At 66.1% G+C, this 23,789-nt stretch carries 24 protein-coding genes; 12 read left to right on the forward strand and 12 right to left on the reverse strand.

From position 1 onward, the window contains the following. Window positions 1–46: 46 nt before the first annotated feature. The 4 genes from ACP150_RS17375 (at window position 47) to ACP150_RS17390 (ending at window position 3,628) form a co-directional block, all read left to right on the forward strand. Entirely contained in the window at window positions 47–1,132 is a 1,086-nt protein-coding gene (locus tag ACP150_RS17375) for an ABC transporter permease (protein WP_424967951.1), read from the forward strand. Continuing rightward, window positions 1,129–1,428: a hypothetical protein gene (locus ACP150_RS17380; protein ID WP_424967952.1), complete on the forward strand. Its 300-nt coding sequence runs from the start codon at window positions 1,129–1,131 to the stop codon at window positions 1,426–1,428. The genes ACP150_RS17375 and ACP150_RS17380 overlap by 4 nt, the downstream gene beginning before the upstream one ends. Beyond that, entirely contained in the window at window positions 1,428–2,354 is a 927-nt protein-coding gene (locus ACP150_RS17385; protein WP_424967953.1) for an ABC transporter permease, read from the forward strand. The genes ACP150_RS17380 and ACP150_RS17385 overlap by 1 nt, the downstream gene beginning before the upstream one ends. 185 nt (window positions 2,355–2,539) lie before the next feature. Next, the gene (locus ACP150_RS17390; protein WP_424967954.1) at window positions 2,540–3,628 is read left to right on the forward strand and encodes a BMP family ABC transporter substrate-binding protein; all 1,089 of its coding nucleotides are present in this window, start codon (window positions 2,540–2,542) and stop codon (window positions 3,626–3,628) included. A gap of 167 nt (window positions 3,629–3,795) precedes the next feature. Here the strand turns inward: ACP150_RS17390 and ACP150_RS17395 are convergent, their stop codons facing one another. Next, a complete protein-coding gene (locus ACP150_RS17395) occupies window positions 3,796–3,990 on the reverse strand; it encodes a YgaP family membrane protein (RefSeq protein ID WP_424967955.1) in 195 nt (64 codons plus the stop codon). Between the two features lie 100 nt (window positions 3,991–4,090). Then, window positions 4,091–4,921: a 3-methyl-2-oxobutanoate hydroxymethyltransferase gene (panB, locus tag ACP150_RS17400; protein WP_424967956.1), complete on the reverse strand. Its 831-nt coding sequence runs from the start codon at window positions 4,919–4,921 to the stop codon at window positions 4,091–4,093. A gap of 132 nt (window positions 4,922–5,053) precedes the next feature. On the opposite strand from panB, the gene ACP150_RS17405 reads away from it, so the two are divergent. The 3 genes from ACP150_RS17405 (at window position 5,054) to ACP150_RS17415 (ending at window position 9,477) form a co-directional block, all read left to right on the forward strand. Then, window positions 5,054–6,127, forward strand: a complete 1,074-nt coding sequence (locus ACP150_RS17405; protein ID WP_424967957.1) for an FkbM family methyltransferase — start codon at window positions 5,054–5,056, stop codon at window positions 6,125–6,127. Window positions 6,128–6,289: 162 nt separating this feature from the next. Beyond that, the gene (locus ACP150_RS17410; protein WP_424967958.1) at window positions 6,290–8,797 is read left to right on the forward strand and encodes a GcvT family protein; all 2,508 of its coding nucleotides are present in this window, start codon (window positions 6,290–6,292) and stop codon (window positions 8,795–8,797) included. Between the two features lie 110 nt (window positions 8,798–8,907). After that, complete coding sequence (locus ACP150_RS17415) at window positions 8,908–9,477, forward strand: Hint domain-containing protein (RefSeq protein WP_424967959.1); 570 nt, start codon at window positions 8,908–8,910, stop codon at window positions 9,475–9,477. A gap of 117 nt (window positions 9,478–9,594) precedes the next feature. On the opposite strand, the gene ACP150_RS17420 is transcribed toward ACP150_RS17415, so the two are convergent. From ACP150_RS17420 to ACP150_RS17430, 3 genes are all read right to left on the reverse strand, one after another. Next, window positions 9,595–10,182: a hypothetical protein gene (locus ACP150_RS17420; RefSeq protein WP_424967960.1), complete on the reverse strand. Its 588-nt coding sequence runs from the start codon at window positions 10,180–10,182 to the stop codon at window positions 9,595–9,597. 307 nt (window positions 10,183–10,489) lie between these two features. Next, window positions 10,490–10,828, reverse strand: coding sequence for a carboxymuconolactone decarboxylase family protein (locus ACP150_RS17425; protein WP_424967961.1), 339 nt, complete (start codon window positions 10,826–10,828; stop codon window positions 10,490–10,492). 83 nt (window positions 10,829–10,911) lie between these two features. After that, entirely contained in the window at window positions 10,912–11,898 is a 987-nt protein-coding gene (locus ACP150_RS17430; protein ID WP_424967962.1) for a 2-hydroxyacid dehydrogenase, read from the reverse strand. Between the two features lie 133 nt (window positions 11,899–12,031). On the opposite strand from ACP150_RS17430, the gene ACP150_RS17435 reads away from it, so the two are divergent. Continuing rightward, window positions 12,032–12,619 carry an SH3 domain-containing protein gene (locus tag ACP150_RS17435; RefSeq protein WP_424967963.1) on the forward strand — a complete coding sequence of 196 codons (588 nt, stop codon included), beginning with the start codon at window positions 12,032–12,034 and terminating at the stop codon, window positions 12,617–12,619. Here ACP150_RS17435 and ACP150_RS17440 read toward each other — a convergent pair whose 3' ends face one another. The 7 genes from ACP150_RS17440 to ACP150_RS17470 all read right to left on the reverse strand — a co-directional run bounded on the left by ACP150_RS17440 (window position 12,620) and on the right by ACP150_RS17470 (window position 20,743). Next, window positions 12,620–13,519, reverse strand: a complete 900-nt coding sequence (locus tag ACP150_RS17440) for a PAS domain-containing protein (RefSeq protein WP_424967964.1) — start codon at window positions 13,517–13,519, stop codon at window positions 12,620–12,622. Between the two features lie 153 nt (window positions 13,520–13,672). Next, a complete protein-coding gene (locus ACP150_RS17445) occupies window positions 13,673–15,703 on the reverse strand; it encodes a M3 family metallopeptidase (protein ID WP_424967965.1) in 2,031 nt (676 codons plus the stop codon). A gap of 586 nt (window positions 15,704–16,289) precedes the next feature. Continuing rightward, window positions 16,290–17,330: a molybdopterin-synthase adenylyltransferase MoeB gene (gene moeB / locus ACP150_RS17450; RefSeq protein ID WP_424967966.1), complete on the reverse strand. Its 1,041-nt coding sequence runs from the start codon at window positions 17,328–17,330 to the stop codon at window positions 16,290–16,292. A gap of 4 nt (window positions 17,331–17,334) precedes the next feature. Continuing rightward, window positions 17,335–17,802, reverse strand: a complete 468-nt coding sequence (gene dut / locus ACP150_RS17455) for a dUTP diphosphatase (protein WP_424967967.1) — start codon at window positions 17,800–17,802, stop codon at window positions 17,335–17,337. Further along, on the reverse strand, window positions 17,799–18,992 hold the full coding sequence (gene coaBC / locus ACP150_RS17460) for a bifunctional phosphopantothenoylcysteine decarboxylase/phosphopantothenate--cysteine ligase CoaBC (RefSeq protein WP_424967968.1): 1,194 nt from the start codon (window positions 18,990–18,992) through the stop codon (window positions 17,799–17,801). Before coaBC ends, dut begins: the two co-directional genes overlap by 4 nt. Before the next feature lie 69 nt (window positions 18,993–19,061). Further along, window positions 19,062–19,844: a ChaN family lipoprotein gene (locus tag ACP150_RS17465; protein ID WP_424967969.1), complete on the reverse strand. Its 783-nt coding sequence runs from the start codon at window positions 19,842–19,844 to the stop codon at window positions 19,062–19,064. A 17-nt stretch (window positions 19,845–19,861) separates the two neighbouring features. Further along, complete coding sequence (locus ACP150_RS17470; RefSeq protein WP_424967970.1) at window positions 19,862–20,743, reverse strand: RNA polymerase factor sigma-32; 882 nt, start codon at window positions 20,741–20,743, stop codon at window positions 19,862–19,864. A gap of 114 nt (window positions 20,744–20,857) precedes the next feature. Here ACP150_RS17470 and cobU point away from each other — a divergent pair, with 114 nt between their 5' ends. The 4 genes from cobU to ACP150_RS17490 all read left to right on the forward strand — a co-directional run bounded on the left by cobU (window position 20,858) and on the right by ACP150_RS17490 (window position 23,770). Continuing rightward, window positions 20,858–21,385, forward strand: a complete 528-nt coding sequence (gene cobU, locus ACP150_RS17475; RefSeq protein ID WP_424967971.1) for a bifunctional adenosylcobinamide kinase/adenosylcobinamide-phosphate guanylyltransferase — start codon at window positions 20,858–20,860, stop codon at window positions 21,383–21,385. Beyond that, on the forward strand, window positions 21,382–21,954 hold the full coding sequence (locus ACP150_RS17480; RefSeq protein ID WP_424967972.1) for a histidine phosphatase family protein: 573 nt from the start codon (window positions 21,382–21,384) through the stop codon (window positions 21,952–21,954). The genes cobU and ACP150_RS17480 overlap by 4 nt, the downstream gene beginning before the upstream one ends. Window positions 21,955–21,999: 45 nt before the next feature. Then, window positions 22,000–22,998, forward strand: coding sequence for an NADP-dependent oxidoreductase (locus ACP150_RS17485; RefSeq protein ID WP_424967973.1), 999 nt, complete (start codon window positions 22,000–22,002; stop codon window positions 22,996–22,998). A gap of 85 nt (window positions 22,999–23,083) precedes the next feature. Then, entirely contained in the window at window positions 23,084–23,770 is a 687-nt protein-coding gene (locus ACP150_RS17490; RefSeq protein ID WP_424967974.1) for a glutathione S-transferase, read from the forward strand. The last annotated feature ends 19 nt before the right edge of the window (window positions 23,771–23,789 follow it).

A 23,789-nucleotide genomic window follows, 5' to 3' on the forward strand; every position in this document is an offset into this window, starting at 1 on the left:
AACGGCGTGCAGCGGGGCGCTCCCTGCCCGCAAGGCCCCGCCTGTCATGATCCGTCTCGAAAAACGCCCCAACCCGTCCCGCCTCTGGACTGCGCTGACCCCCGTGGTCGCGGTGATCCTGACCATGATCGCAGGTGGCATCCTCTTTGCCGCCCTCGGCAAGGATCCGTTCGAAGCCCTGCGCACCATCTTCTGGGACCCGCTCTTCTCCGAGCAATTCGCGGCCTTCTCGCGCCCGCAGCTTCTGATCAAGGCGGGCCCGCTGATCCTGATCGCCATCGGCCTCAGCCTCGGCTTCCGCGCCGGGATCTGGAATATCGGGGCCGAGGGGCAATACATCATGGGCGCGATCTGCGGCGCCGCGGTTGGGCTGGCCGCCTATCCCACCGAAAGCGCGCTGATCTTTCCGGCCATGGTTCTGGCGGGCGCTCTGGGCGGCTGGGCCTGGTCGATGATCCCGGCCCTGCTCAAGATCAAGTTCGGCACGAACGAGATCCTCGTCTCGCTCATGCTGGTCTATGTCGCCGAGGCGATCCTCGCCTCCATGGCGCTCGGAGCCTTGCGCAACCCCGAGGGCGGCGGCTTTCCGGGCTCACGCAACCTGTCGCAGATCGACGCCATGTCCAACCCCGAGCTTATCGCGGGCACGGGGATGCATTGGGGCGTGGTGACCGCCTTCGTCGCGGTGATCGCGGCTTATGTCATGCTGAACCGGCACATGCTGGGCTACCAGATCAAGCTGACCGGTCAGGCCCCGCGCGCGGCGCGCTTTGCCGGGGTGAACCCGTCGCTGCTGGTGGCGGTCTGCCTCGGGGTCTCGGGCGGGCTTGCGGGGCTTGCGGGCCTGTTCGAGGTCACCGGCCCCGCCGGTCAGATCAGCATCGACTTCAACTCGGGCTACGGTTTCACCGCGATCATCGTGGCCTTTCTCGGGCGTCTGAACCCGATCGGCATCCTGCTCGCCGGGCTCTTGATGGCGCTGACCTATATCGGCGGCGAGCTGGCGCAATTCATGCTCGGCCTGCCTTCCGCCGCCATCCAGGCCTTCCAGGGGATGCTCCTGTTCTTCCTTCTGGGGGTCGACGTGCTGTCGAACTACCGGATCCGGCTGGGGCGGAGGTCTGCCGCATGACCGGACACAAGCTGATATCGCCCCCCGTGGCTATGGGCCTGATGCTGGGGCTGATGCTGCCCTCTCTGCTGCATTCCGACCGGGGGCTCGGCCTCGGCTTCGTGCTCGCCCATCTGGGGGTCGCTGTTGCGGCAATGGCACTCGGCCTGTGCCTGCCCCGACTGCGCCCGCTGGCGCGGCGTTTTCTGGCCCATCACCCGAAACCTGCGCATCTGCCGCTCATGGGGTTCGGGCTCGCCCTCGGCTGGGGGGCTGTGTGCCTTTACTGTCTTGCCATCCTCGGGGAGCACCACTGATGGACGCGATCAACCCTGTCATCCTGATCGCCTCGCTGATCGTGGCCTCCACCCCGATCCTGCTGGCCGCGCTCGGCGAGCTGGTCTGCGAAAAGGCGGGCGTGCTGAATCTCGGGGTCGAAGGGATGATGATCTTCGGCGCGATCTGCGGCTTTGCCATCGCGGTCGAGACCGAGAGCCCCGCACTCGGATTTGTCTGCGCGGCGCTGGGGGGCGCGGCGCTCTCGATGATCTTTGGCCTGCTGACGCAATTCCTGCTGTCGAACCAGGTGGCCACGGGACTTGCGCTGACGCTGTTCGGCCTCGGCTTCTCGGCACTGGTCGGACAGGGCTATGTGGGGATCAAGGCCCCGGTCACCGAGCCACTGAATTTCGGGCCTCTATCGGATATCCCGGTGCTCGGGCGGATCCTCTTTTCCCATGACCTGATGGTCTATATCTCGATCGCGCTCGTGGCGGCGGTCTGGGCGGTCCTGAGCTTTACCCGGGCGGGACTGATCCTGCGCGCCGTGGGCGAGAGCCATGATGCAGCCCATGCGCTCGGCTACAAGGTGGTGCGGATCCGCCTGATGGCGATTGCCTTTGGTGGCGCGCTGGCCGGGCTGGGCGGGGCCTATCTGAGCCTGATCCGGGTGCCGCAATGGACCGAGGGCATGACCGCAGGGGCAGGCTGGATCGCGCTGGCCATTGTCGTCTTCGCCAGCTGGAGACCCTGGCGGATCGTGCTGGGGGCCTATCTCTTTGGCGGGATCACCGTGCTGCAACTCAACCTGCAGGCCGCGGGCGTGAAGGTCCCGGTGGAGCTTTTGTCCATGAGCCCCTACCTGATCACGATCCTCGTGCTGGTGCTGATGTCCATGGACAAGACCCGCGCGGCCCTGAATGCGCCCGCCGCCCTCGGACGCAGTTTTCACGCCTCAAGCTAGGCGCGCCCCGCCCCCGCGCGGGACCATGGGTTTCGCAGAGCGCCCAATTTTGCGGCGCGCGCCCAAGTCACGAGCATTCGGGCCCCGCGCGCCCTTGCCGCTGGCGCGGCGCGCTGTAGGATAATGTCACGCGACGCCCTCCCGGACGGGCTCAACAACAACCGGTTTCACAGGGAAGAAGACGTATGAAATTCCGCTTCGCATTGAAGAGCGCCGCACTCGCGGCCGCACTGGCAGCAGGGGTCAGCAGCGGCGCGTTTGCCGAAGACAAGACCAAGGTCGGCTTCATCATGGTCGGACCGATCAATGATGGCGGGTGGAACACCCAGCACAATGAAGGCCGCCTGGCCGTCGAAGAGCATTTCGGCGATGCGGTCGAGACCGTGTATCAGGAGATCGTGCCCGAGGGGGCAGATGCCGAGCGCGTCATGACCCAGATGGCCCTCTCCGGCGCGGATATCATCTTTGCCACCTCCTTTGGCTACATGGACCCGGTGAACACCATCGCCGCGCGCTTTCCGAATGTGAAATTCGAGCATGCCACGGGCTACAAGCGGCTGCATCCGAATGTCTCGAGCTACAACGCCCGGTTCTATGAAGGGCGCGCCGTGCTGGGTCACATCGCCGGCAGCATGACCAAGACCAACAAGATCGGCTATATCGCCTCCTTCCCCATCCCCGAAGTGATCCAGGGCATCAACTCGGCCTTCCTGCATGCGCAGAAGGTGAACCCCGATGTCGAGATCAGCGTGGTCTGGGCCTATACGTGGTATGATCCCGCGAAAGAGGCGGATGCGGCCAAGGCCCTGCTGGAGCAGGGTGTCGACATCATCATGCAGCACACGGATTCGACCGCGCCGCTCGCCGAGATGGCCAAGACCGAGGGCGTTTACGGCTTCGGCCAGGCCAATGACATGGCCGCCTACAAGCCCTCGCCGCGTATTGCGTCGATCATTGACGAGTGGAGCCCCTATTACATCAAGCGCGTGCAGGCCGTGATGGATGGCACATGGGAGCAGGTGAACAGCTGGGGCGGTATGGCCGAAGGCGAAGTCGTGATCGGCGAGATCACCGCGCCCGTGCCCGCAGAGGTCAAAGCCGAGGCAGAAGCCATGATCGCCGCGATCACCGCGGGCGAGTACCATCCCTTTACCGGGCCGATCATGAAGCAGGATGGCAGCGTCTTTCTCGCCGAAGGCGAGGTCGCCACGGATGAGCAGCTCGTGACCATGGACTTCTACGTCCAGGGGATCACCGGCGACATTCCGAACTGATCCGGCACCGCGCGGGTCGCGCCTTGCGGCGCGGGCCTCCGGCGGGGATATTTAGAGACTTAAGAGGAAGGGGCAGCGCGGAACGACGCTGCCCCTTTTTCACGTCTGACGCGGGCCTTGTCGGGGGAAGATTGCGGAGGCGCCCAAGGCCCGGACGCGCCAAACGATCAGCTTTTCTTCAGCCCGCAGGTGTTGATCCCGAAGATCGAGTAAGCCGGGCAGTAGCCGACGAGCCCGGTCAGGAGCGGGACAATGCCGACCCAGCCCCAGGGGGTTTGCGGGCCGATGAATACCAGCGAGAGCAGGACAAGCCCTGCGATGATGCGCAATGCGCGGTCGAGCGTGCCTTCGTTGCGGGTCATGATGCGACTCCTTTGCGTGTCAGATCCTGACCGCAGTATCGCCCGTGCCCGCCGGTCGTGTCGGTGACACAGTCACCAAAGCGCTGCGACAAACACAGCTTTAGCCATAGGTCTCATCTTTGTCGGGAAAGCTGCGATCCCGGACGGCGGCGGCATAGGCCCCCGCGGCCCGGTCCACCTCGGCGCGCAGATCCGCGAATTTGCGGACGAATTTCGGGGCCCAGCCGCCGAGGCCCAGCATGTCCTCCATCACGAGGATCTGACCGTCGCAGACCTTTGACGCGCCGATCCCGATGGTCGGGATGGTGCAGGCTGCCGAGACCTCGGCCGCGAGGGGTTCGACCATCCCCTCCAGCACGACCGAGAAGGCCCCCGCCTCGGCCACGGCCCGGGCATCCGCGTGATGCAAGGGCCAGCTCTCGGTGTCGCGGCCCTGGGTCTTGAAGCCCCCCATGGCGTTCGAGCTCTGCGGTGTCAGGCCGATATGCGCCATGACCGGAATGCCCCGCGCCGTCAGGAAAGCGATCGTTTCGGCCATGCGCGCGCCGCCTTCAAGCTTCACCGCCTGACAGCCGGTCTCGGCCATGATCCGCGCGGCGTTGCGGAACGCCACCTGCGGGGATTCCTCGTAGGATCCGAAGGGCATGTCCACCACGACCAGCGCCCGTTGCGTCCCCCGCACCACCGCAGCGCCATGGGCGATCATCAGCTCCACGCTCACGGGCAGGGTCGTCTCAAAGCCATGGGTCACCATCCCAAGGCTGTCGCCCACCAGAAGCACATCGCAATGGGCGTCGAGGATCTGAGCGAATTGCACATGGCTCGCTGTCAGGGCGACAATCGGTTCGCCCCCCTTTCGCGCGGCGATCTGCGGCACGGTGATCCGGCGGATCGGGGCGGACGGGGTCTCGGGCTGGGGTTGAGCGGACATGGGAGCACCTCCAAAACTGCCGCAGATGTGCGGCAAGCCTTGCCTCCGCTCAACAGGGCCAATCCGCGCAGCCCCCGGCGCTTGCCAGAAGGCGCGCCGCATGCGAGCACTGGTCCCAGCAATGGAGCGCTAATGACCGCCCCCTCTCTCTCTGACCGGCTGCGCGCGCGACTGGCGTCTTCCCTTGCGCAGGACAGCGAAACCGCGCTGGCATCCGTGGCCGAGCCGCTAAATTCCCTGCTCGCCCGCTACCGGGTGCCGCCCCACACCCTGCCCCAAAAGGCAGCGTTTCTCGAGGACCGCGCGGCTGAGATCGACGCGCTGGAGGGCATGCTCGACGACGCAACCTCCCGCACGCGGTTGGAGGAGTTTTTTGCCGCGAAGCTTCTTGGTCCGACGCGCTTTGCCATGACGGCCCGGGATCGGTGGGAGGCCCATGTGGCCGCCCATGACCGCGTGATCAGCCGCCAACCTGATGAGGCCGGGCTCGAGATGCACAGCCTGAGCTTTGGCGACACGCCTCTGCACTACCTCGCCCCGTATGGCAATGCGATCAGCCCCTTCCTCGAGCGTCAGTATTTCCTCGATCGCGACGGGCTGCGGATCGGGCCGGAACCGGGCGATATCGCCCTCGATTTTGGCGCAGGGGCAGGCGATACGAGCCTCGCTTTTGCGGCGGTGGTCGGCCGCAAGGGACGCGTGCTCGCCATCGAGCCGACCCCGACGGAACTGGCTTTGCAAGCCCGGAACCGCGCCGCCAATCCGGACCTGTCCCAGCGCATCACAACTCTGCCCGCAGCGATCTCCGACCGGGACGGCGAAGAGATCCATCTGGCAGGCGCCACCACGGGGGCTCATATCGCGCCGGAGGGGCAAACCAGTGGCCCCAAGGCCGTGACCACCACGCTTGACGCGCTGGTTGCGTCCCAGTCCCTCCCCCGCGTGGATCTGATCAAGATGGATATCGAAGGGATGGAGCTCCGCGCCCTGCAAGGCGGCCTCCAGACCCTGCAGCGTTTCACGCCGAAACTGGCGATCTGCACCTATCATGGCTGGCAAATTTTCGAGCTGCTCCCTTGGCTGCGCCGCACCCTGCCGGGCCACAGCCTGCATCTCGAAACCCACGCGCCCATTGCCGCGGAAACAGTGATCTACGCGCAGCCTCGATCCCCCGCACCGGGCTCGGATCCGCGCCCCCTCCCTTAAGTCTCCAAATATCCCCGCCGGAGGCTCCCGCCCTCTCAACCAGCGCAGCGGCGGGATCAAAGGGCACGGCACAGGTCGCATTCGCACCGCCATGGGTCGGCAGGACGGCGCGCGCTCGTGCGGCTTTGCTATGCTGAGCCCGTTGCGCGAAGGAGGCTCCCGATGAAAACCCATGTCAAAGCTCTGATCGTCGGCGGTGGTGCGGTCGGCACCTCCATTGCCTATCATCTGGCGCGCGGCGGCTGGTCTGATGTCATGCTGCTGGAGCGGGACGAGCTGACCTCTGGCTCAACCTGGCATGCGGCGGGGCTTCTGCCCTATTTCAACATGAGCTACGCCACGAGCCATATCCACGACTACTCGATCAAGTTCTACAAGACACTCGAAGAAGAAACCGGCCTCAACCCGGGCTTCGCGGTCGTGGGCAACCTGCGCATGGCCCAAACCCAGGCGCGGATGGATGAGTACATGCTTTATGCCTCCACGGCTGAGACCGTGGGCGTGCCCTATGAATGGCTCTCGCCGAGCGACATCAAGGACCTCTACCCGCTGGTGCGGACCGAGGATTTGAAGGGCGCGATCCTTCATCCCACCGACGGCTATATCAACCCGGCTGACGTCACGCAGGCCATGGCCAAGGGCGCGCGCCAGCGCGGGGTGATGATCGAGCGGCGCTGGCAGGTCGACGCCTATCACTGGACCGGGGATCACTGGGATGTCACCTGCACCAAGATGGTGGAAAAGGGCGGCAATCTTGTGCCCTCGGACGAGCAGATCACGATCCATGCGGAACATGTGGTCACCGCCACGGGGAACCATTCCCAACGCACCGCGCAGCTTCTGGGCATCAAGATCCCCGCCATCCCGGTGGAGCACCAGTATATCGTCACCGAGCCGGATCCGGCGCTGGTGGAGTGGCGCGCCTCCAACCCCGAACACCCCGTCCTTCGCGACGCCGATGCCAAATGGTATGTCCGCGAAGAGCGCGGCGGCTGGATCCTCGGCCCTTACGAGCAAAACGCCCCGGCCCGGTTCGAGTATGCCGTGCCCGACAGCTTCCGCGCCGACCTCTTCCCGCTGGATCTCGAGCGGATCGAGGAAGAATACATGTCCATGATTCACCGGATCCCCAGCTCCGAGACCGTGGGCCTCAAGGACGACTATAACGGCCCGATCTGCTATACGCCCGACGGCAACCCCCTGCTCGGCCCCGCGCCGGGGCTGCGCAACATGTGGCTCGCCGAGGGCTTCAGCTTCGGCATCACGGCGGCAGGCGGCACGGGCTATTACCTGGCCCAGCAGATGATCGAAGGCGAGGCCGAGATCGACATGGCCAGCCTCGACCCCAAGCGCTACGGCAGCTGGATGACCACCGAATACGCCATGCGCAAGAACGAGGAATGCTATTCTCACGTTTTCATCCTGCACCACCCGGATGAGGAGCGCGCAGCCTGCCGCCCCCTGAAAACCGCACCTTGCTATGACCGGATGAAGGCGCTCGGCGCGCAGTTCGGGCAGGTCAACGGCTGGGAGCGTCCGAACTACTTCGCCCCGCAAGGCTTCGACGATCACGCGGCACGCAGCTTCCGCCGCGGCGGCTGGTGGGAGCATAGCGTGACCGAGGCCAAGGCGATCCGCGAGGCGGCGGGCCTGATCGACGCCACCGCCTTCACCAAGCATGTGCTGACCGGGCCGGGCGCGACCCGGTTCCTCGACTGGTTCACCACCAACAAGCTGCCCCGCGTGGGCCGGATCAACCTGACCTACGCCCTGACCTCCGCCGGGACCACCCGGACCGAATACACCATCGTTCGCCAGGCGGAGGATCAGTATTACCTCGTCTCCGCCGGGGCGTGGCAGGCCTATGATGCGGATTTCCTGCAAAAGGCCATCGCCGACAAGATGCCCGAGTTTGGCCCCATGGTCTTGCAGGATGTGACCTCGCAATACGGGGTTTTCGCACTGGCTGGTCCCAATGCGCGGGCCATTCTGGCCAAGCTGATCCGCGACCCCGAGCCGGGCACGGCCCTGTCGAACAAGCGGTTCCCCTGGCTCAGCGCGAAAGATATCGAGCTCAAGATGTGCCCCACGATGGCGATCCGCGTGGCCTATACCGGCGAGTTGGGATGGGAGCTGCACCACCCGATCGAGATGCAGAACTACCTCTTCGACCAGCTCATGGAGGCGGGCGCCGATCTCGGTCTGACACCGGTGGGCGCGCGGGCGCAGAACTGGCTGCGGCAGGAGAAATCCTATCGCGCCTTCGGGACCGAACTGGGCCGCGATGCCACCCCGCTGGAGGCCGGGCTCGACCGCTTTGTCGACCTGTCCAAGGACTTTCACGGCAAATCGGCGATGGAAGCTCTGGGGATCCGCTCGAAATGCGTGACCCTGCGCATCGATGGGCCCGGGGATGCAGATCCCTGGGGGCGCGAGGCGCTCTATCTGGCGGATGCGCCTGCCGGGCCGGACACCAAGGTCGGGCGTCTGACCTCCGGCGGTTACTCGGTCGCCTTCGGCCAGAGCATCGGCATGGGCTATGTCCGCCCAGATCTCGCCGTGCCGGGCACGAAGCTCAAGGTGCGGATGCTGGGCGAACTCTGGGATGCCGAGATCACCGAGGACAGCCCCTATGACCCGAGCAACGCGGCGATCCGCAAGGACGGCTGAGCGGCGCTGCGCGGGCTTACGGGCTGTTAAGGCCTCTGCTCTAGGCTGATCCCGACACCCGGACGATCTGCCCCGTCCGGGATCCGCGCTGCCCGGATCAGGAGCCTGCCATGAGCCATATGTCCCGTGACGACACGGCCCTTGCGCCACAGGAACCCAAAGGGGGGCCGGGCGGGATCGGCGCCGGGGCCAGCATCCGCAGCCCCTATGGCGACCGCTGGATCGAGAATCTGAACCCGGGCGATCTGGTGGTGACGCGCACCGAAGGATTGCAACCGGTCAGGGACGTGGTGATCGAACCGCGCAGTCGGGTGGATGCCACCCTTGCCCCGCCCATCCGGATCGCGGCGCGCGCCTTTGGCCCGATGATGCCACAACGCGCGCTGCTGCTTGCACCGGATCAGCCCGTGCGGGTTCCGGCGCACCTGATCGATGCCGGTTCCGAGCATCCGACCCTGCGGCTCAAGGCGCAGGATCTGGTCGGTCAGCTTGACGGGGTGAATGCCGCGACGCTCTTCGATCTCGACGCACCGCTGGTCTGGTACCGACTGGTTTTCGAGCGCCCGCAAAGCGTCATGGTCAGTGGTGTGATCCTCGAATGCCGGGGCGCAAAAACACGACCCGGTCAGGCGCCTGAGGCTCTGGGGACCGCGGGCACCCCGCCAAAAAACGAGATCTGACCGCGCGTTCCATAAGCGGAGTTTCCTGCAGCGGGTCGCCGAACCGGCTCGTGCGGCGCTCGGACCAGCGGCGCGTTTCTGTGTGAGAGCGCCCTGTCCTCTCTGGCAGGTTCAAACTCAACGAGCGCACCAGGACAAGCGCCCCAAGTTTTCCACAGCCACGATCAACAAGCCGGTGATCGCCTCGCAGGCCTCTGCGCTGCGCGCGCAGACAGAGGCGCAGGCGACTGGAAACTCCGAGGGGCAGCCATTTTGCCAGCAGACAGGACCGACGCCGCGCAGCCCCGCCGGACAAGAAGGATAGCAGAGCCCTGCGTCGTTCTCCCGACCGCTTCCACAGATCGGGAGCGTCCCAACCCCGCGATCATAGGTGTTTTTCTGACAGGACACTCCGATATCCACGGTGTTGGACGGGCATTGCGGCGAGCAGACATTGGCCCCCACCGCGACGAAGCCGCTTTTGCATTTCGGATAGACAATCAGCCCAGACTTCTCGCAATTCCCGCGCCCATGGTCGGCTTCGCAGCGCGCAAACATGCCCGCATCGCTGAACCAATCCGCAGGCTGCCAGGCATAGCCCGCCCCGCGCCCGTAAGACGCTGGTTTGGCGCAATAGAGCCCGTCATCGCGGAAGCCCGAGGGGCAATCGGGCACGCACATGGTCACGGCCCCGGCATAGCCAGAGCGGCAGGTATCGTAGCACAAGCCCCCCTGCATAACCTTACCGCGCGGGCATGCAGTCGGGAGTGTTCCGGCCCCTCGCGTGCGCGACTCGACAAGGCAAGCATCCCGCCATAGTCCCCCAGCGTCTTGGGCCGCAACGGTCTGGGGCCAGAGCATCAGGACCAGTGCCGCACTTGCGATCACGGAAAAAAGGGCTGTCATGCGGTGGCCTCCCATGGTTTGGGCATCGGAACAAGGCCAACCCGGCGTGGCTTGGCGCTATGGCGTAGAGTAGCGGAACCTCGGGGTAAAACCTACGAATGGCGTCCGTCAGCAGCGGAGGGCCCGATCACTCCGCCACGAGCGTATCCCAGGCCGCGAGCGCTTCGGCGGCATACATGAAGGACGGGCCGCCCCCCATCTGGACCGCCATGCTCAAGACATCCACAAGCTCTTGCCGCGTACCTCCGGCCTTGGCGAGCGCTTCCACGTGAAACCCGATGCAGGGCGCGCAACGCTGCGAGACCGCGATGCCCAAGGCCACGAACTCGCGCGATTTCAGGTCCAGCACACCGCTTTCCTTGGCCGCCTTGGTCAGCGTTCCAAAGGCGCGCGCCGTCTCGGGCATGGCCGCGTTGAGGGTTTTCAGATCGCCGCGCATGTCGGACATGAAGCCGGTCCACTCCATCATATTCTCCTCTGTGAATATTTTCACAGGGAGACATGACAGCCAAACCCACGCCGGGCTTTGATCCGGATCAACCGACGCGGTCAGAGCATCGAGGGCACCACCAGATCGGGCGGCCGGTGCCCGTCATCGAAGGTCTTGATGTTGATGATGACCTTTTCGCCCATCTCCGAGCGCCCCTCCTCGGTCGCCGATCCCATATGGGGCAGAAGCACCACATTGGGCAGCTCGCGCAGGCGCGGATTGATCTCGTGCCCATGCTCGAACACGTCGAGCCCGGCCCCGGCGATCTCGCCGGCGCGCAGCATCCGCGTCAGGGCGTTCTCGTCGATCACCTCTCCGCGCGAGGTGTTCACGATCACCGAAGACGGTTTCATCAGCTTGAGCCGCCGCGCATTCATCAGGTGAAAGGTCGAAGGCGTGTGCGGACAGTTCACCGAGATCACATCCATCCGGCTGACCATCTGGTCGAGGCTTTCCCAATAGGTGGCCTCCAGATCCTCTTCGATCCCCGCATGCAGGCGGCGGCGGTTGTGATAATGGATCTGCATGCCAAACGCCTTGGCCCGGCGCGCCACGGCCTGCCCGATCCGACCCATGCCGAGAATGCCCAGACGGCGTCCGGCGACCCGACCGCCCATCAGGGCCGTGGGGCTCCAGCCGGTCCAGGTCCCGGCCTGCATGAGCGCGAGCCCCTCGGGGATCCGCCGCGTCACCGCAAGGATCAGCGCAAGGGTCATATCCGCCGTATCATCGGTCAGAACACCGGGCGTGTTCGACACATGGATGCCGCGCTGACGTGCGGTGGCGACATCGATATGGTCCACCCCCGCCCCGTAATTCGCGATCAGTTTCAGCCGATCGCCGGCGCTGGCCAGCATTGCCCCGTCGATCGTATCGGTCACCGTGGGGACAACCACATCGGCCCGCCGCATCGCCCCCTGCAACGCCTCGCGGGACATCGGCGTATCACTCTCGTTGAGCTCTACGTCGAACAGCTCCTTCAGGCGCGTCTCCACCGCGTCGGGCAACCGTCGCGTGACGACAACACTCAGGCGTTCACCGGGCATCGGCCCACCTCCACACTTTTCAACTCGGCGCCATACTGGCAATAAGTCAGGAACAGGGGCAAGCAGATAGACCCCTCAGCGCAATAAAATTACCGGGCCGAATTCCAAGCCCGGACGAGCAGTCGAGGCACCTATGATCAACCGCGCAATCCGTGGTCGTTTCTTCCGTGGCATCCGCACCCCGCGATGGTCGCTGGCCGTTCTGGCCGCGCTGCTGCTGGGACCCGTGAGCGCACTGGCCGAAACGACCCCTTCCGCCCCGACGCATGCAGAGACAGCCGCCGCGCCGAAACCCCAGACCGGCCCCGAGACCAACCTGCCCATTCCGCGCTTTGTGTCGATGAAGGCGAAGGAAGGCAATGTGCGTCGCGGCCCCAGCCTGACCCATCGGATCGACTGGGTGTTCAAGCATCGCAACATGCCGCTCGAGATCACCGGGGAGTATGGCCATTGGCGCCGGGTGCGGGACCGGGACGGCGCGGGCGGCTGGATGCATTACTCGCTGCTGAGCGGCGCACGCACGGTGATCATCGAAGAGGATCTCGCCCCGGTGCTCAGCCACCCCACCGCCGATGCCCCGATCCGCGCCCATGCCGAGCTTGGCGTGATCGCCCGGCTCGAGGGATGTGAACGGGACTGGTGCCGCGTCCGCGTGGGCCGCACGCGCGGCTGGATGAGCGAAGATCAGCTCTGGGGCGTGTCCCACGCCCCGCTCGAGTGATCACTCGGGCTTGGCAATCACCAGATAGTAAAGCTGCTCACGGTAGAAGATCACGCTGCGGGTCACGCGGAAATGCACGATCAGGCTGTTATTGACGCCGACCTGTGTTTCTTCGGTATGGACCCGCCGGTCCAGCACGGAGTCGCGCGGCTGGCTCAAATCCAGGAAGATCCCGGAATAAGCCTCCAGCGTCACCGGATCGCTCAGGAACCGACGCTCGCCGAACAGAGCCCGGGCCGCGCCGTTGGCAAAGGTCACATTGCCGTTCTGGCGCACGACCATCACCGGATCGGGCACGGCCTCCAGCCCGGCGCGCAGATCATTATCGGCAACGTTCAGCACCGCGATCTGTACGATCTCGCCTGCAGCGTCATAGACCGGCACGATCAGCCGCCGCCAGATCCGGGCGAAGACTTCGGAAGGGGGCTCGTGAATGCTCTTGACCCATTCGCCCCGGCCCAGAACCGCATGATAGAGCGCGGCAAAGAATGACGAGATATGGCCGCCGATCTCGGAGGTGTAACCGCCGGTCATATCACGCCCATAGCTCGCGGCGATCTCGGACCCGTAGTGCAGATAGCGGAAATCCCGGACGATACCATCGGCGTCCCGGATGGGTTCCAGCCGCATCATCCAATCGGAAAACCCCGAGAGATCGGCAGCGTCCAGCGCCGCCTGCGTCACCCGTTTTTGCGCGTCGGCAATGGGCCTGAGTGTCGTGGCGAAGGCCCGCACCACCGGATGTTTGAGATCCCGGTCAAAGGGATCCCAGATCACGATGGGCGACGTGGCATTCGCAGCCGCAAACAGGTGCCGCAGCATCTCTGTGCGGCCTTCCACAAGCTCCGCAGCAAGGGCTGCGGTTTCTATCTCGGCGTCGGTCGGGGCAGTCTGAAACACGATCTGCATCCCTCACTGATGGTGTGATGGTCACACAACCATAGCACGAATTCCGCAAAAACGCCTGTTTTTCTTCACATCCCGGATCGGGCGGTGGTCAGGTCGATGCCGCAGGCCGCGCGCGGCATCGACCGGGGGACCGGATCTGGCCGCTCAGGCGGCCTTGTCGAGCCCGCGCCCCTTGAGCAGAGCCTCGACCCCCGGCATCCGCCCGCGGAAGGCCTGATAGAGGGCATCGGCCTCCTCCGATCCGCCCGCCGAGAGGATATGGGTCTCAAGCTTGCTGGCCATATCCGCGTCAAAGGCGCTGCCCGCCTCTTCGAAAGCGGCGAAGGCGTCGGCATCCATCACTTCGGACCACATGTAACTGTAATAGCCCGAGGAATAGCCGTCCCCGGAGAAGACATGGGCGAAATGCGGCGTCGCGTGGCGCATACGGATCGCGTGGGGCATGCCGATATCGGACAGGATCTCCGCCTGCCGCGCCATGGGGTCCGCCGGGGCCGCGCCTTCGTGAAAGGCCAGATCGACCAGCGCCGAGGCCACGTATTCCACGGTCTGGAACCCCATGTCATAGGTCGAGGCCGCCAGCATCCGCCCAAGCAGGTCATCGGGCATGGGCGCGCCGGTCTCTGCATGAACCGCATAGCGCTGCAGCACATCGGGCACTTCCAGCCAGTGCTCATAGAGCTGGCTCGGCAGTTCGACAAAGTCGCGCGCCACGGAGGTGCCCGAGATCATCGGATAGGACACATCCGACAGGATATGGTGCAGGGCGTGGCCGAACTCGTGAAACAGGGTGCGCGCATCGTCAAAGCTCAGCAGCGCGGGTTGCCCCGCCGCCGGTTTCGCGAAATTGCAGACATTGGTGACGATGGCCCGCGTGTCGCCGTCCAGCTTGTGTTGCGAGCGCAGCGACCCGCACCACGCGCCGGAGCGCTTGCCCGCCCGGGCGAAGTAATCGCCAACAAACACCGCCATCAGGCGGTCACCGCGCCGGATCTCCCATGCGCGGGCGTCCGGATGGGCCAGCGGCGCATCGATCGGCGCAAAACTCAGCCCAAAAAGCCGCGCGGCGCAGTCGAACGCCGCATCGATCATCTTGTCGAGTTGCAGATAGGGCTTGAGCTCGCTCTCATCGAGATCATGCTCGGCCTGCCGCCGCTTCTCGGAGTAGTAGCGCCAGTCCCAGGCCTCCAGAGGGCCGTTGACACCATCCTCCTGCATCATGCCCGTCAGGACGGCCGCATCCGCCTCGGCCGAGGCCTTGGCCGGGGCCCAGACCGACATCAGCAGATCGCGCACGGCAGCGGGCGTCTTGGCCATTTCCGGTTCGAGCTTGTAATCGGCAAAGCTGCCATAGCCTAGAAGCTTGGCGCGCTCATCCCGCAGGGCGAGGATCTCGGCCGCGATGCCACGATTGTCCGTGGGGCCGTCATGCTCCCCCCGGGCCACCCAAGCCTCATAGGCCTGTTCGCGCAGATCCCGCCGGGGGCTGAATTGCAGAAAGGGCACGATCAGGGACCGCGACAGGGTCACAACATGCCCGTCCATGCCACGCTCTTCGGCGGCGGATTTCGCGGTCGCGATCACGAAATCCGGCAACCCTTCGAGGTCGCCATTGGCCAGCGGCATCACCCAATCCCGCTCATCGGCCAGCAGGTTCTGGGTGAACTCGGTCCCCAGAAGGGCCAGCCGCGCCTTGATATCGGTCATCCGGTCCTTGGCCGCCCCTTCGAGCGCGGCCCCCGACCGGGTGAAATCCTTGTAATAGAGGTCCGTGACCCGGGCCTCCTCGGCGCCGAGATCCGCGCGCGCGGCCCAGACCGCTGCGATCCGCCGGAACAGGGCGGCATTGGTGATCACCTCGGAGTTATAGGCGCTGAGCTTGCCGCTGAAATCCTTCTGCAGCGCCTCGCGCTCCGCTGTGCTGTCCGTGGCCGCTACGTGGAAGAAGACGCGCAGAACCTGCCCGAGTTTCCGCGCGCCGGTCTCCAGCGGGCGGATCGTATTGTCGAAGGTCGGGGCCTCTTGAGCGTTGGCAATCGCCGCGATCTCGGCCCGCGCCTCGGTCAGCGCCGCCTCCAGCCCCGGCGCGTAATGGGCATCGGTGATCCGATCGAACGGCGGCAGGCCATAGGGCGGGGTCCAGGTCTCGAGCAGCGGATTGGAAGCGTCGGTCATGGGCAGATCTCCTTTGTCCTCAACCTAGGTCTTGGCAGGGGCCGCAACAACCAGCCCAGAGCCCGGCGCCCCCATGAAGGCGCTCAAATACCCGGCCCGCGGAACCTGCCCCGGCGACAGGCGGGTCACTTCAGCCCGGGATCGAATGCGACAGATCCTGACTGGCCCAGTTGCCCTTGGTCCGCGCATGACCTCCCGCGCGAAGGAGGAGCGCGCCAAATGGGGACAGAGAACGGCGGCCTGACCGTCCGGGCCCCGTTTCAGCGCTCTGTGACGGGCGAGGGGCCGCCCGGGAAGCGCTTTCTGGTCCGTCGCCTCCGGCAGCAGCGGCAGGTGCGGCCCCTGCGTCCAGTCCTGCCTCCGCCGCCACCCGAGCAGATCGCCATTAAGATGCGCGCAATGCGGTCGCGACGTGCGCGCGCGTCGGGGCTCTGCCACGTGGTTTCCGTCCCGGCGGCGCTGCGTTGCGCGCCTGCTTGGATGGTCGAGGCTTCATGCCCTTTGGACAGTGCACGCGCAAAGCCTGCCGCAATCACGATCAGCACCGATCGCCTGCCATGCCTTCGCCCGCCTTTGAAAACGCGCGCTAGATGTCTCCGCAGACCGGGCAGTCCGCCCGCCGCTTGAGCTTGACGGTCCGGGTCTCGGCGCTCAGCGCATCATAGAGCATCATGCGCCCCCCGAGCCCCTCGCCCGCCTGGGTGATCTCTTTCATCGCCTCCAGCGCCATCATCGTCCCGATCACCCCGGGCAGAGGCCCGGCCACGCCCGCCTCAGCACAGCTCGGCGCGAGCCCATCGGCAGGCTCGGTCGGAAAGATGCAGGCATAGCAGGGCGCGCCACGCACCGGGTCGAACAGACTGATCTGCCCTTCCCACTGGGCAATCGCCCCGGAAATCAGCGGCTTGCCCGTCGCCACGGCGGCCTTGTTGACCAGCGCGCGCGTCTGAAACGTGTCATTGCCATCGAGGATCAGGTCGTAATCGGCAAAGAGCTCTTCCGCGATCTCCGCCGTCAACCGTCGGTTATAGGGGCGCACGGTGACATGGGGGTTCAGCGCCTTCATGGCGGCCTCGGCCGAGAAGACCTTGGGCATGCCCGAGCGGGCATCGGTATGGATCACCTGCCGCTGCAGATTGCTGAGACTGACCGTGTCGTGGTCGATCACCCCGATCGTGCCAACCCCGGCCCCGGCGAGATAGAGCAGCGCGGGCGAGCCGAGCCCCCCGGCCCCGACGACCAGCACCTTGGCATCCTTCAGCCGTTTCTGCCCGACGCCGCCAATCTCGCGCATGACGATATGGCGGGCGTAGCGATCAAGCTCCACGTCCGAGAAGGGGCCGACCTGCTCCCCCGTTGCGGGGGGCGGCGCCTGGACCCGCTCACGGACCCGCTTGAGGATCTCGCGATAGGCCACGACCAGCGCCGCGAAGGCCCCGAGCAGGAGCCACAGCGCCGGCGAGCCGCCGGTCATCTGGCGCAGCGGTGTCCCCTCGGGCAGGATGATCTGCACCCCGAGCACGGCCACGTAGAGCAAGCCCACCAGCAGCCAGCGCGCCTGCGAAGGCAGGCCCGCCCGACGCGCGACCAGCCAGATCACTCCGGCAAGGAAAAGTACGAAAAACACTCTGTTACTCCCGCCCGGTCGAGCCGAACCCCGCATTGCCGCGCGCGGTCTCATCGAGGCTGACAACCGGGGTATAGGCGGCCTGCACCACCGGCGCGATGATCGCCTGGGCGATGCGCTCGCCGTGATGCAGCGTCACGGGCTCGGTCCCGATCACCGTCAGGAGCACGCCCAGCGGGCCGCGATAGTCGCTGTCGATCGTGCCCGGCGTGTTGGGCAGGCTCAGCCCATGCCGCAAGGCAAGCCCCGAGCGGGGCCGGATCTGCATCTCGTAGCCTGCGGGGATCGCCACGCGCAGGCCCGTGGGCACGATCAGGCGGTGCAGAGGCTGGATCGTGACACCGCGCTCGCGGGTTTCGGGCGGCAGGTTCGCCCGCAGGTCCGCACCGGCGGCCCCGGCGGTCTCGTAGCGCGGCAGGGGCACGTCAGGATCGGCCCAGTCCTCGCGGATCACCGCGATCTGGACGCTCATGCGAGGGCCTCGGCGATGCGGGCGGCGAGCCGAGCGGCGACCGCCTCCTTGCCCATGCGCGGCCACTCTTCAGCCCCCGCCTCCGAGATCAGGGTCACGGCGTTCTCGGATCCGCCCATGATGCCCGTGGACGGGCTCACATCATTGGCGAGAATCCAGTCGCAGCCCTTGCGCGCCCGCTTCGCGGTGGCATGGGCGATCACGTCATCGGTTTCGGCGGCAAAGCCGACCACAAGGCTCGGGCGCGCCGTCCCTTGGGACACCGTGGCGAGGATATCCGGGTTCTCGGCAAAACTGAGGCTGGGCAAGGCACCGCTCCCGTCTTTCTTGATCTTGGAGCGCGCCGCATCGACCACCCGCCAATCGGCCACGGCCGCCGCAAAGACCGCCGCATCGGCGGGCAGGGCCGCCTCGACCGCGTGCAGCATCTGGTCAGCGGTCTCGACCCGGTGCACGTTGACCCCGCTTGGCGGGGCCACATCCGCCGGGCCGGTGACGAAGCTCACCCGTGCGCCGAGATCCCGCAACGCCGCGGCAATCGCAGTACCCTGCGCACCTGATGAGCGGTTCGCGATATAACGGACCGGATCAATCGGTTCATGGGTCGGCCCCGAGGTCACCAGCACGTGGCGACCGGTCAGGGGCCCCTCGGCAAAATGCGCCTCAATCGCCGCGAGGATCGCCTCTGGGGCGCTGAGCCGGCCGGGACCGAACTCGCCACAGGCCATCTCGCCCGCGTCGGGGCCTATGACTGTCACGCCGTCACCCCGCAGGATCGCGAGGTTGCGCTGGGTCGCGGGATGTTCCCACATGCGCACATTCATGGCCGGCGCGATCATCACCGGCGTGTCCGTGGCCATCAGGAGGGTCGAGGCCAGATCATTCGCCAATCCGGCCGCCATCTTGCCCATCAGATCCGCCGTGGCCGGAGCGACCACCACCAGATCCGCTGAGCGGCTGAGCTCGATATGGCCCATCTCGGCTTCGTCCGTCAGGTCAAAGAGGTCACGATAGACCTTCTCGGCGGCCAGGGCCGAGGCGCTGAGCGGGGTGACGAACTCCTCCGCCGCCCGGGTCAGGGCCGGGGTCACCGTCGCGCCCGCGCGGCGCGCCTGCCGGATGAGGTCGAGCGCCTTATACGCCGCGATCCCGCCACCGATAATCAGGAGAAGTCGTTTGCCTGCCAGCATCCAGGGAATTCCTTACCGCCGCTGACCAAGGTGTAGGGTGCCCCGCCCGGGAACTCAACCACCGAGCGGCTAGCGGAATGCGGCACAGGGGTCGTCGCGCTCGGTCGGGGCGGTGACGAGCCAGCCGTCAAAGGGCGGCGCCTCTTCCGGGGCCTCCTCAAGCTGGCCCAGCGCGTAGACCGAGACCTCGGGCGCGACCCGGGCCAGATAGAAGGGCACGCCCCAATCCGTGCGCGCATGGCCATTGCCCGTGATCAGGACGACCGGCGGGCCATGGACCCTGAGAGCGTCGAGCACGGTCTCGGCAAAGGCTGCATCGCGCAGGCGCTGAGCGCCGACCATTCCGCCGAGCATATGTTCGGGCAGGGCATCGCAATGGGCGGCCATCTGCATCGCTTCGCGCTCGGTCTGCTGGCTCTCGGGCAAGGGCTGATCCAGCCCGTAGAGCACTGGATCCCCGCCCGCCTCGGCAAAGCTCGCCGCGGGGCCCGCCGCCACCGAGCCGCGGACCAGCGCACGTGGCAGCGCCGCGCCATAGAGCGGCGCGTCGGGGGCCGCAGCGAAGATCGGCCAATAGAAATCGAAATCGGGCCAACCGCTCTCGGCCCAATTCAGCGCAGCACCGAGGGTCTCGGCATCCTCACGCTCCAGCTCGGACAGCCCCTGCACCTGCCCCGGCGAGAGCATTTCGAAGACCAGCGCGCTGGGGGCGAGCGCGGCCACGGCGGCGGCCTGATTCAGGTGGTGGACCGGGCTGTCATGCAGCTCGCCCAGAATGACCACATCGGCCTCGGGCAGCGCGGTCAGGTCCTCGGACGTGACTTCGCCCGCCACAACCGGGCGGGCGAGCAAAGCGAAAGCAAGAAGGCTCAGGCGAAGAATTGGCGAACCTCGGAGGTTTGGTTCATCAGACTCTTGCGCATCTTGCCAAAGGCGGCGGCCTCAAGCTGACGCACGCGCTCTTTCGACAGGCCAAGCTCCTGCCCGAGGCTTTCCAGCGTGCGCGCCTGATCGCGGAGCTTGCGCTCGCGGACGATGAAGCGCTCGCGCTCGTTCAGGGCCTCCATGGCAGTGACCAGCCAGCCGCGCAGGGCCTCGATGTCATGATCCTGCTCGACCGTCTCGGCGGCCTGCACGCTGGTATCCTCCAGCGTGTCGATCCATTCGCGGCCCTCATCCTCGGTGGATTGGGTGGCATTGAGCGAATAGTCGGAGCCTGCAAGACGGCCTTCCATCATCTCCACATCGTGGAGCGGAACGCCAACCTCGGTCGCGATCATCTGGCGCAGCTGGTGCTTGTCGAGACGATCGCCCGACGCGGCAGCCTCGCGTTCCAGACGGGCCTGAACCCGGCGCATGTTGAAGAAGAGCGATTTCTGGGAGGAGGTCGAGCCCGTGCGCACCATGGACCAGTTGCGCATCACGTAGTCCTGGATCGAGGCCTTGATCCACCAGACCGCATAGGTCGAAAAACGCACACCGCGATCCGGGTCGAATTTGTCGGCGGCCTTCATGAGGCCCAGCCCGGCTTCCTGGATCAGGTCATTCATGGGCGCGCCGTAGCGCTTGAACTTGGCGGCCATGGAGATCGCCAGGCGCATGTAGGCGGTGATCAGACGGTGCAGCGCCTCCTCGTCCCGCTCATCGCGCCACGCGTAGGCCAGTTTCAGTTCCGTTTCCGCGTCGAGCAGCTCCGCTTGCATCGCACGCCGTGACAGGCTCATTTCACCTGAATAACCGTCTAGTGCCATATCAACCCCCTGCTGGAAACGTTGCGTCCCATTTTATCGCTTGGCATATGAGTTACGCGCGGAGGTCCTATTTGGATCACCAGAAATGACGATATTTTCCGAAAGGAGCGAAAAATGCGCGTCGAATTGCCTCGGCTGACGCTGGTCCTCGGCGGGGCAGCTTCCGGAAAATCTGTGTTCGCAGAAGGGGTTGTCTCAAAAGCCGGACGCCCCCGCGTCTATATTGCGACGGCCATGGCATTCGACGAAGAAATGTCAAAAAAAATCGCGGATCATCGCGAAAGCCGCGGTCCGGACTGGCGCACGATCGAGGCGCCCCGGGATCTGACGGCGGCGTTCGAGCAGGTGGAGGCATCGGAGGTCGTGCTGCTGGATTGCGCGACCTTGTGGCTAAGCAATGTCATGCTGGCCGAGGAGGAGGTCGCGCTGGCGGTCGAGGATCTGTTTGAGGCGCTGGAGGATTGCGCCGCCCCGGTGGTGGTGGTCAGCAACGAGACCGGGATGGGGGTGGTGCCCGAGCACAAGCTGGGTCGCACCTTTCGCAACGCACAGGGGCGCCTGAACCAGCGTCTGGCCGCGAAGGCCGAATGCGTGGTGCTGGTGACGGCGGGGCTGCCCCTGTTCCTCAAGGGCAGCGCATGACCCGGGATTGGTACTGGGTCCGCCATGGCCCGACCCACGCCAAGGGCATGGTCGGCTGGACCGACCTGCCTGCAGATCTGAGCGAGGCCGCGGCCATCGCGCGGATCGACCGCGCATTGCCGCGCGAGGCCACCTGCGTGTCCTCGGATCTCAGCCGCGCCGTCGCGACCGCCGATGCCGTGGCCCCCGGGCGGGTCCGCCTGCCCCATACATCCGCCTTGCGGGAGATGCATTTCGGCGCATGGGAGATGCGCAATTTCGCCGACATCGAAGCCGAGGATCCCGAGCGGATCTTTGCGTTTTGGGATCAGCCCGGCGACAATGCCCCGCCCGGCGGCGAGAGCTGGAACGCCTTGCGGACCCGGGTGGATGGCTGGGTCGATACCTATGCCGGGCCCGGCCCGGTGATCGCCGTGGCGCATTTCGGCGTGATCCTCACGCAGGTGCAACGCGCCCTCCGGATCCCGGCACGCGAGACCTTTGCCCACAAGATCGACAACCTCTCGGTGACCCATCTGCGCCAGACCGGATCGACCTGGGAGGCGCTGGCCATCAACACCCGGCCTTGACCCCGCCCCCGCAGTTCGGGCCCACTCCGCCCAATAGGAGAGCCCATGCAGAACACACAGGTCATTCTGGCGCGCCGCCCCGTGGGCGTGCCGAGCCCCGCGCATTTCGAGATCATCCAGTCCCCGGTGCCCGAAATCGCCGCCGGGCAGGTCCTTGTCCGCACCACCCATTGGTCCGTCGATCCCGCCATGCGGGGCTGGGCCAATGACGTGCCAAACTATTCTCCGCCCGTGGCGCTTGGGACGCCCATGCGGTCCTTTGCCGTGGGGGATGTGATCGCTTCGCGCCATCCGGACTACGCAGAGGGGGATGTGGTCGAGGGGCTGCTTGGCTGGCAGACCCATGCGCTGGTCGACGGGGACATACTCGCGCGGAAGGTCAGCGAAACGGACCTGCCCCGGAGCTATGCGCTGGGCATTCTGGGGCTGAACGGGACCACGGCCTATTTCGGCCTGCTGGAGAGCTGCGGGGCCAAGGCGGGCGATACGGTGGTCGTCTCCACCGCCGCGGGCGCAGTGGGCTCGGCGGTCGGACAGATCGCCAAGCTCAAAGGCTGCCGGACGGTCGGGATCGCAGGCGGGCCGGAGAAGGTCGCGCAGTGCCTGTCGGATTTCCGGTATGACGCAGCCATCGACTACAAGGCCGAGGATGTGGACGCGGCCCTCGCGCGCCATTGCCCGGACGGGGTGGATTGCTATTTCGACAACACATGCGGGCCGATTTCCGACGCGGTGATGGGACATCTCGCCCAGGGCGCACGGATCACGATTTGTGGCACCGCCGCCGTGACCGAATGGGATCCGATCCCGTCAGGCCCAAGGGTGCACCGCCAGATGCTGGTGGCCCGGGCCCGGATGCAGGGCTTTCTGATCTTCGATTACAAGGACCGTTTGGCCGAGGCCCGCACCGCCCTGGCGGACTGGCTGCGCGCCGGGCAGATCACCACGCGCGAGCATATTCTGGACGGGCCCGAGCACGCCCCCGGCGCGATCGGGATGCTCTATCGCGGCGAAAATACCGGCAAACTGATCATCGCGGTCTGAGCCCAAAGCATCCATCACGTTTGGTGATGATTTTTGTCACGAGATACCGTTTTTCAGATGAATGCCCCCGGGATAAACGGGGCCCATGACTTATGACCTTCTGATCGCCGACCGCTCCTATTCCAGCTGGTCCCTGCGCGGCTGGCTCTGCCTCGCTGCCTTTGACCTGCCCCACACACTCACCGAGACCCGGATGTACACAGCCGGGTTCCGCGACGACCTCGCGGCCTTTGCGCCCGGGCTGACCGGGGCCGCCGCGCCGCGCACCGTCCCGATGCTGCGCCTGCCCGAGGGCGGGATCCTGAGCGACAGCCTCGCCATCGCCGAGACCCTCGCCGAGCGCCACCCGGAGGCCGGGCTGTGGCCTGCGGACCCGGTCGCGCGCGCGCTGGCCCGCAGCCTCGTGTCGGAAATGCATAGCGGTTTCACCGCCCTGCGCGAGGCTTGCCCGATGAACCTGAGCGTGGCCTATCGCGGCGTGCCGGTCTCCGAGGCGGTGCGCGCCGATCTCGACCGGCTGGAGGCCCTGTGGGCGGCCTGCCCCGCCGAGGGGCCGTGGCTGTTTGGGGACTACACGCTCGCGGATGCCTTCTTTGCGCCCGTGGCCATGCGCATCGCGGGCTATGGCCTGTCGGTCGGGGCGCAGGCCCAGGCCTATGTGGCAGCGCATCTGGCCCATGGCCTTTTGCGCGACTGGCGGGCCAAGGGGCTCGCACAGGCCGAGCAGAGCACCTATCTGCGGGACTTCGAGACCGTCGACTGGCCGGGCTGAAGCCCACCCGCGACCGCCA

Source organism: Dinoroseobacter sp. S375 (genome assembly GCF_049800775.1).
Taxonomy (GTDB): Bacteria; Pseudomonadota; Alphaproteobacteria; order Rhodobacterales; family Rhodobacteraceae; genus Dinoroseobacter.

Coding starts and splice junctions, on each gene's coding strand:
- ACP150_RS17375 (WP_424967951.1), top strand. CDS start 47: ATGATCCGTCTCGAAAAACGCCCCAACCCGTCCCGCCTCTGGACTGCG.
- ACP150_RS17380 (WP_424967952.1), top strand. CDS start 1,129: ATGACCGGACACAAGCTGATATCGCCCCCCGTGGCTATGGGCCTGATG.
- ACP150_RS17385 (WP_424967953.1), top strand. CDS start 1,428: ATGGACGCGATCAACCCTGTCATCCTGATCGCCTCGCTGATCGTGGCC.
- ACP150_RS17390 (WP_424967954.1), top strand. CDS start 2,540: ATGAAATTCCGCTTCGCATTGAAGAGCGCCGCACTCGCGGCCGCACTG.
- ACP150_RS17395 (WP_424967955.1), bottom strand. CDS start 3,990: ATGACCCGCAACGAAGGCACGCTCGACCGCGCATTGCGCATCATCGCA.
- panB (WP_424967956.1), bottom strand. CDS start 4,921: ATGTCCGCTCAACCCCAGCCCGAGACCCCGTCCGCCCCGATCCGCCGG.
- ACP150_RS17405 (WP_424967957.1), top strand. CDS start 5,054: ATGACCGCCCCCTCTCTCTCTGACCGGCTGCGCGCGCGACTGGCGTCT.
- ACP150_RS17410 (WP_424967958.1), top strand. CDS start 6,290: ATGAAAACCCATGTCAAAGCTCTGATCGTCGGCGGTGGTGCGGTCGGC.
- ACP150_RS17415 (WP_424967959.1), top strand. CDS start 8,908: ATGAGCCATATGTCCCGTGACGACACGGCCCTTGCGCCACAGGAACCC.
- ACP150_RS17425 (WP_424967961.1), bottom strand. CDS start 10,828: ATGGAGTGGACCGGCTTCATGTCCGACATGCGCGGCGATCTGAAAACC.
- ACP150_RS17430 (WP_424967962.1), bottom strand. CDS start 11,898: ATGCCCGGTGAACGCCTGAGTGTTGTCGTCACGCGACGGTTGCCCGAC.
- ACP150_RS17435 (WP_424967963.1), top strand. CDS start 12,032: ATGATCAACCGCGCAATCCGTGGTCGTTTCTTCCGTGGCATCCGCACC.
- ACP150_RS17445 (WP_424967965.1), bottom strand. CDS start 15,703: ATGACCGACGCTTCCAATCCGCTGCTCGAGACCTGGACCCCGCCCTAT.
- dut (WP_424967967.1), bottom strand. CDS start 17,802: ATGAGCGTCCAGATCGCGGTGATCCGCGAGGACTGGGCCGATCCTGAC.
- coaBC (WP_424967968.1), bottom strand. CDS start 18,992: ATGCTGGCAGGCAAACGACTTCTCCTGATTATCGGTGGCGGGATCGCG.
- ACP150_RS17470 (WP_424967970.1), bottom strand. CDS start 20,743: ATGGCACTAGACGGTTATTCAGGTGAAATGAGCCTGTCACGGCGTGCG.
- cobU (WP_424967971.1), top strand. CDS start 20,858: ATGCGCGTCGAATTGCCTCGGCTGACGCTGGTCCTCGGCGGGGCAGCT.
- ACP150_RS17480 (WP_424967972.1), top strand. CDS start 21,382: ATGACCCGGGATTGGTACTGGGTCCGCCATGGCCCGACCCACGCCAAG.
- ACP150_RS17485 (WP_424967973.1), top strand. CDS start 22,000: ATGCAGAACACACAGGTCATTCTGGCGCGCCGCCCCGTGGGCGTGCCG.
- ACP150_RS17490 (WP_424967974.1), top strand. CDS start 23,084: ATGACTTATGACCTTCTGATCGCCGACCGCTCCTATTCCAGCTGGTCC.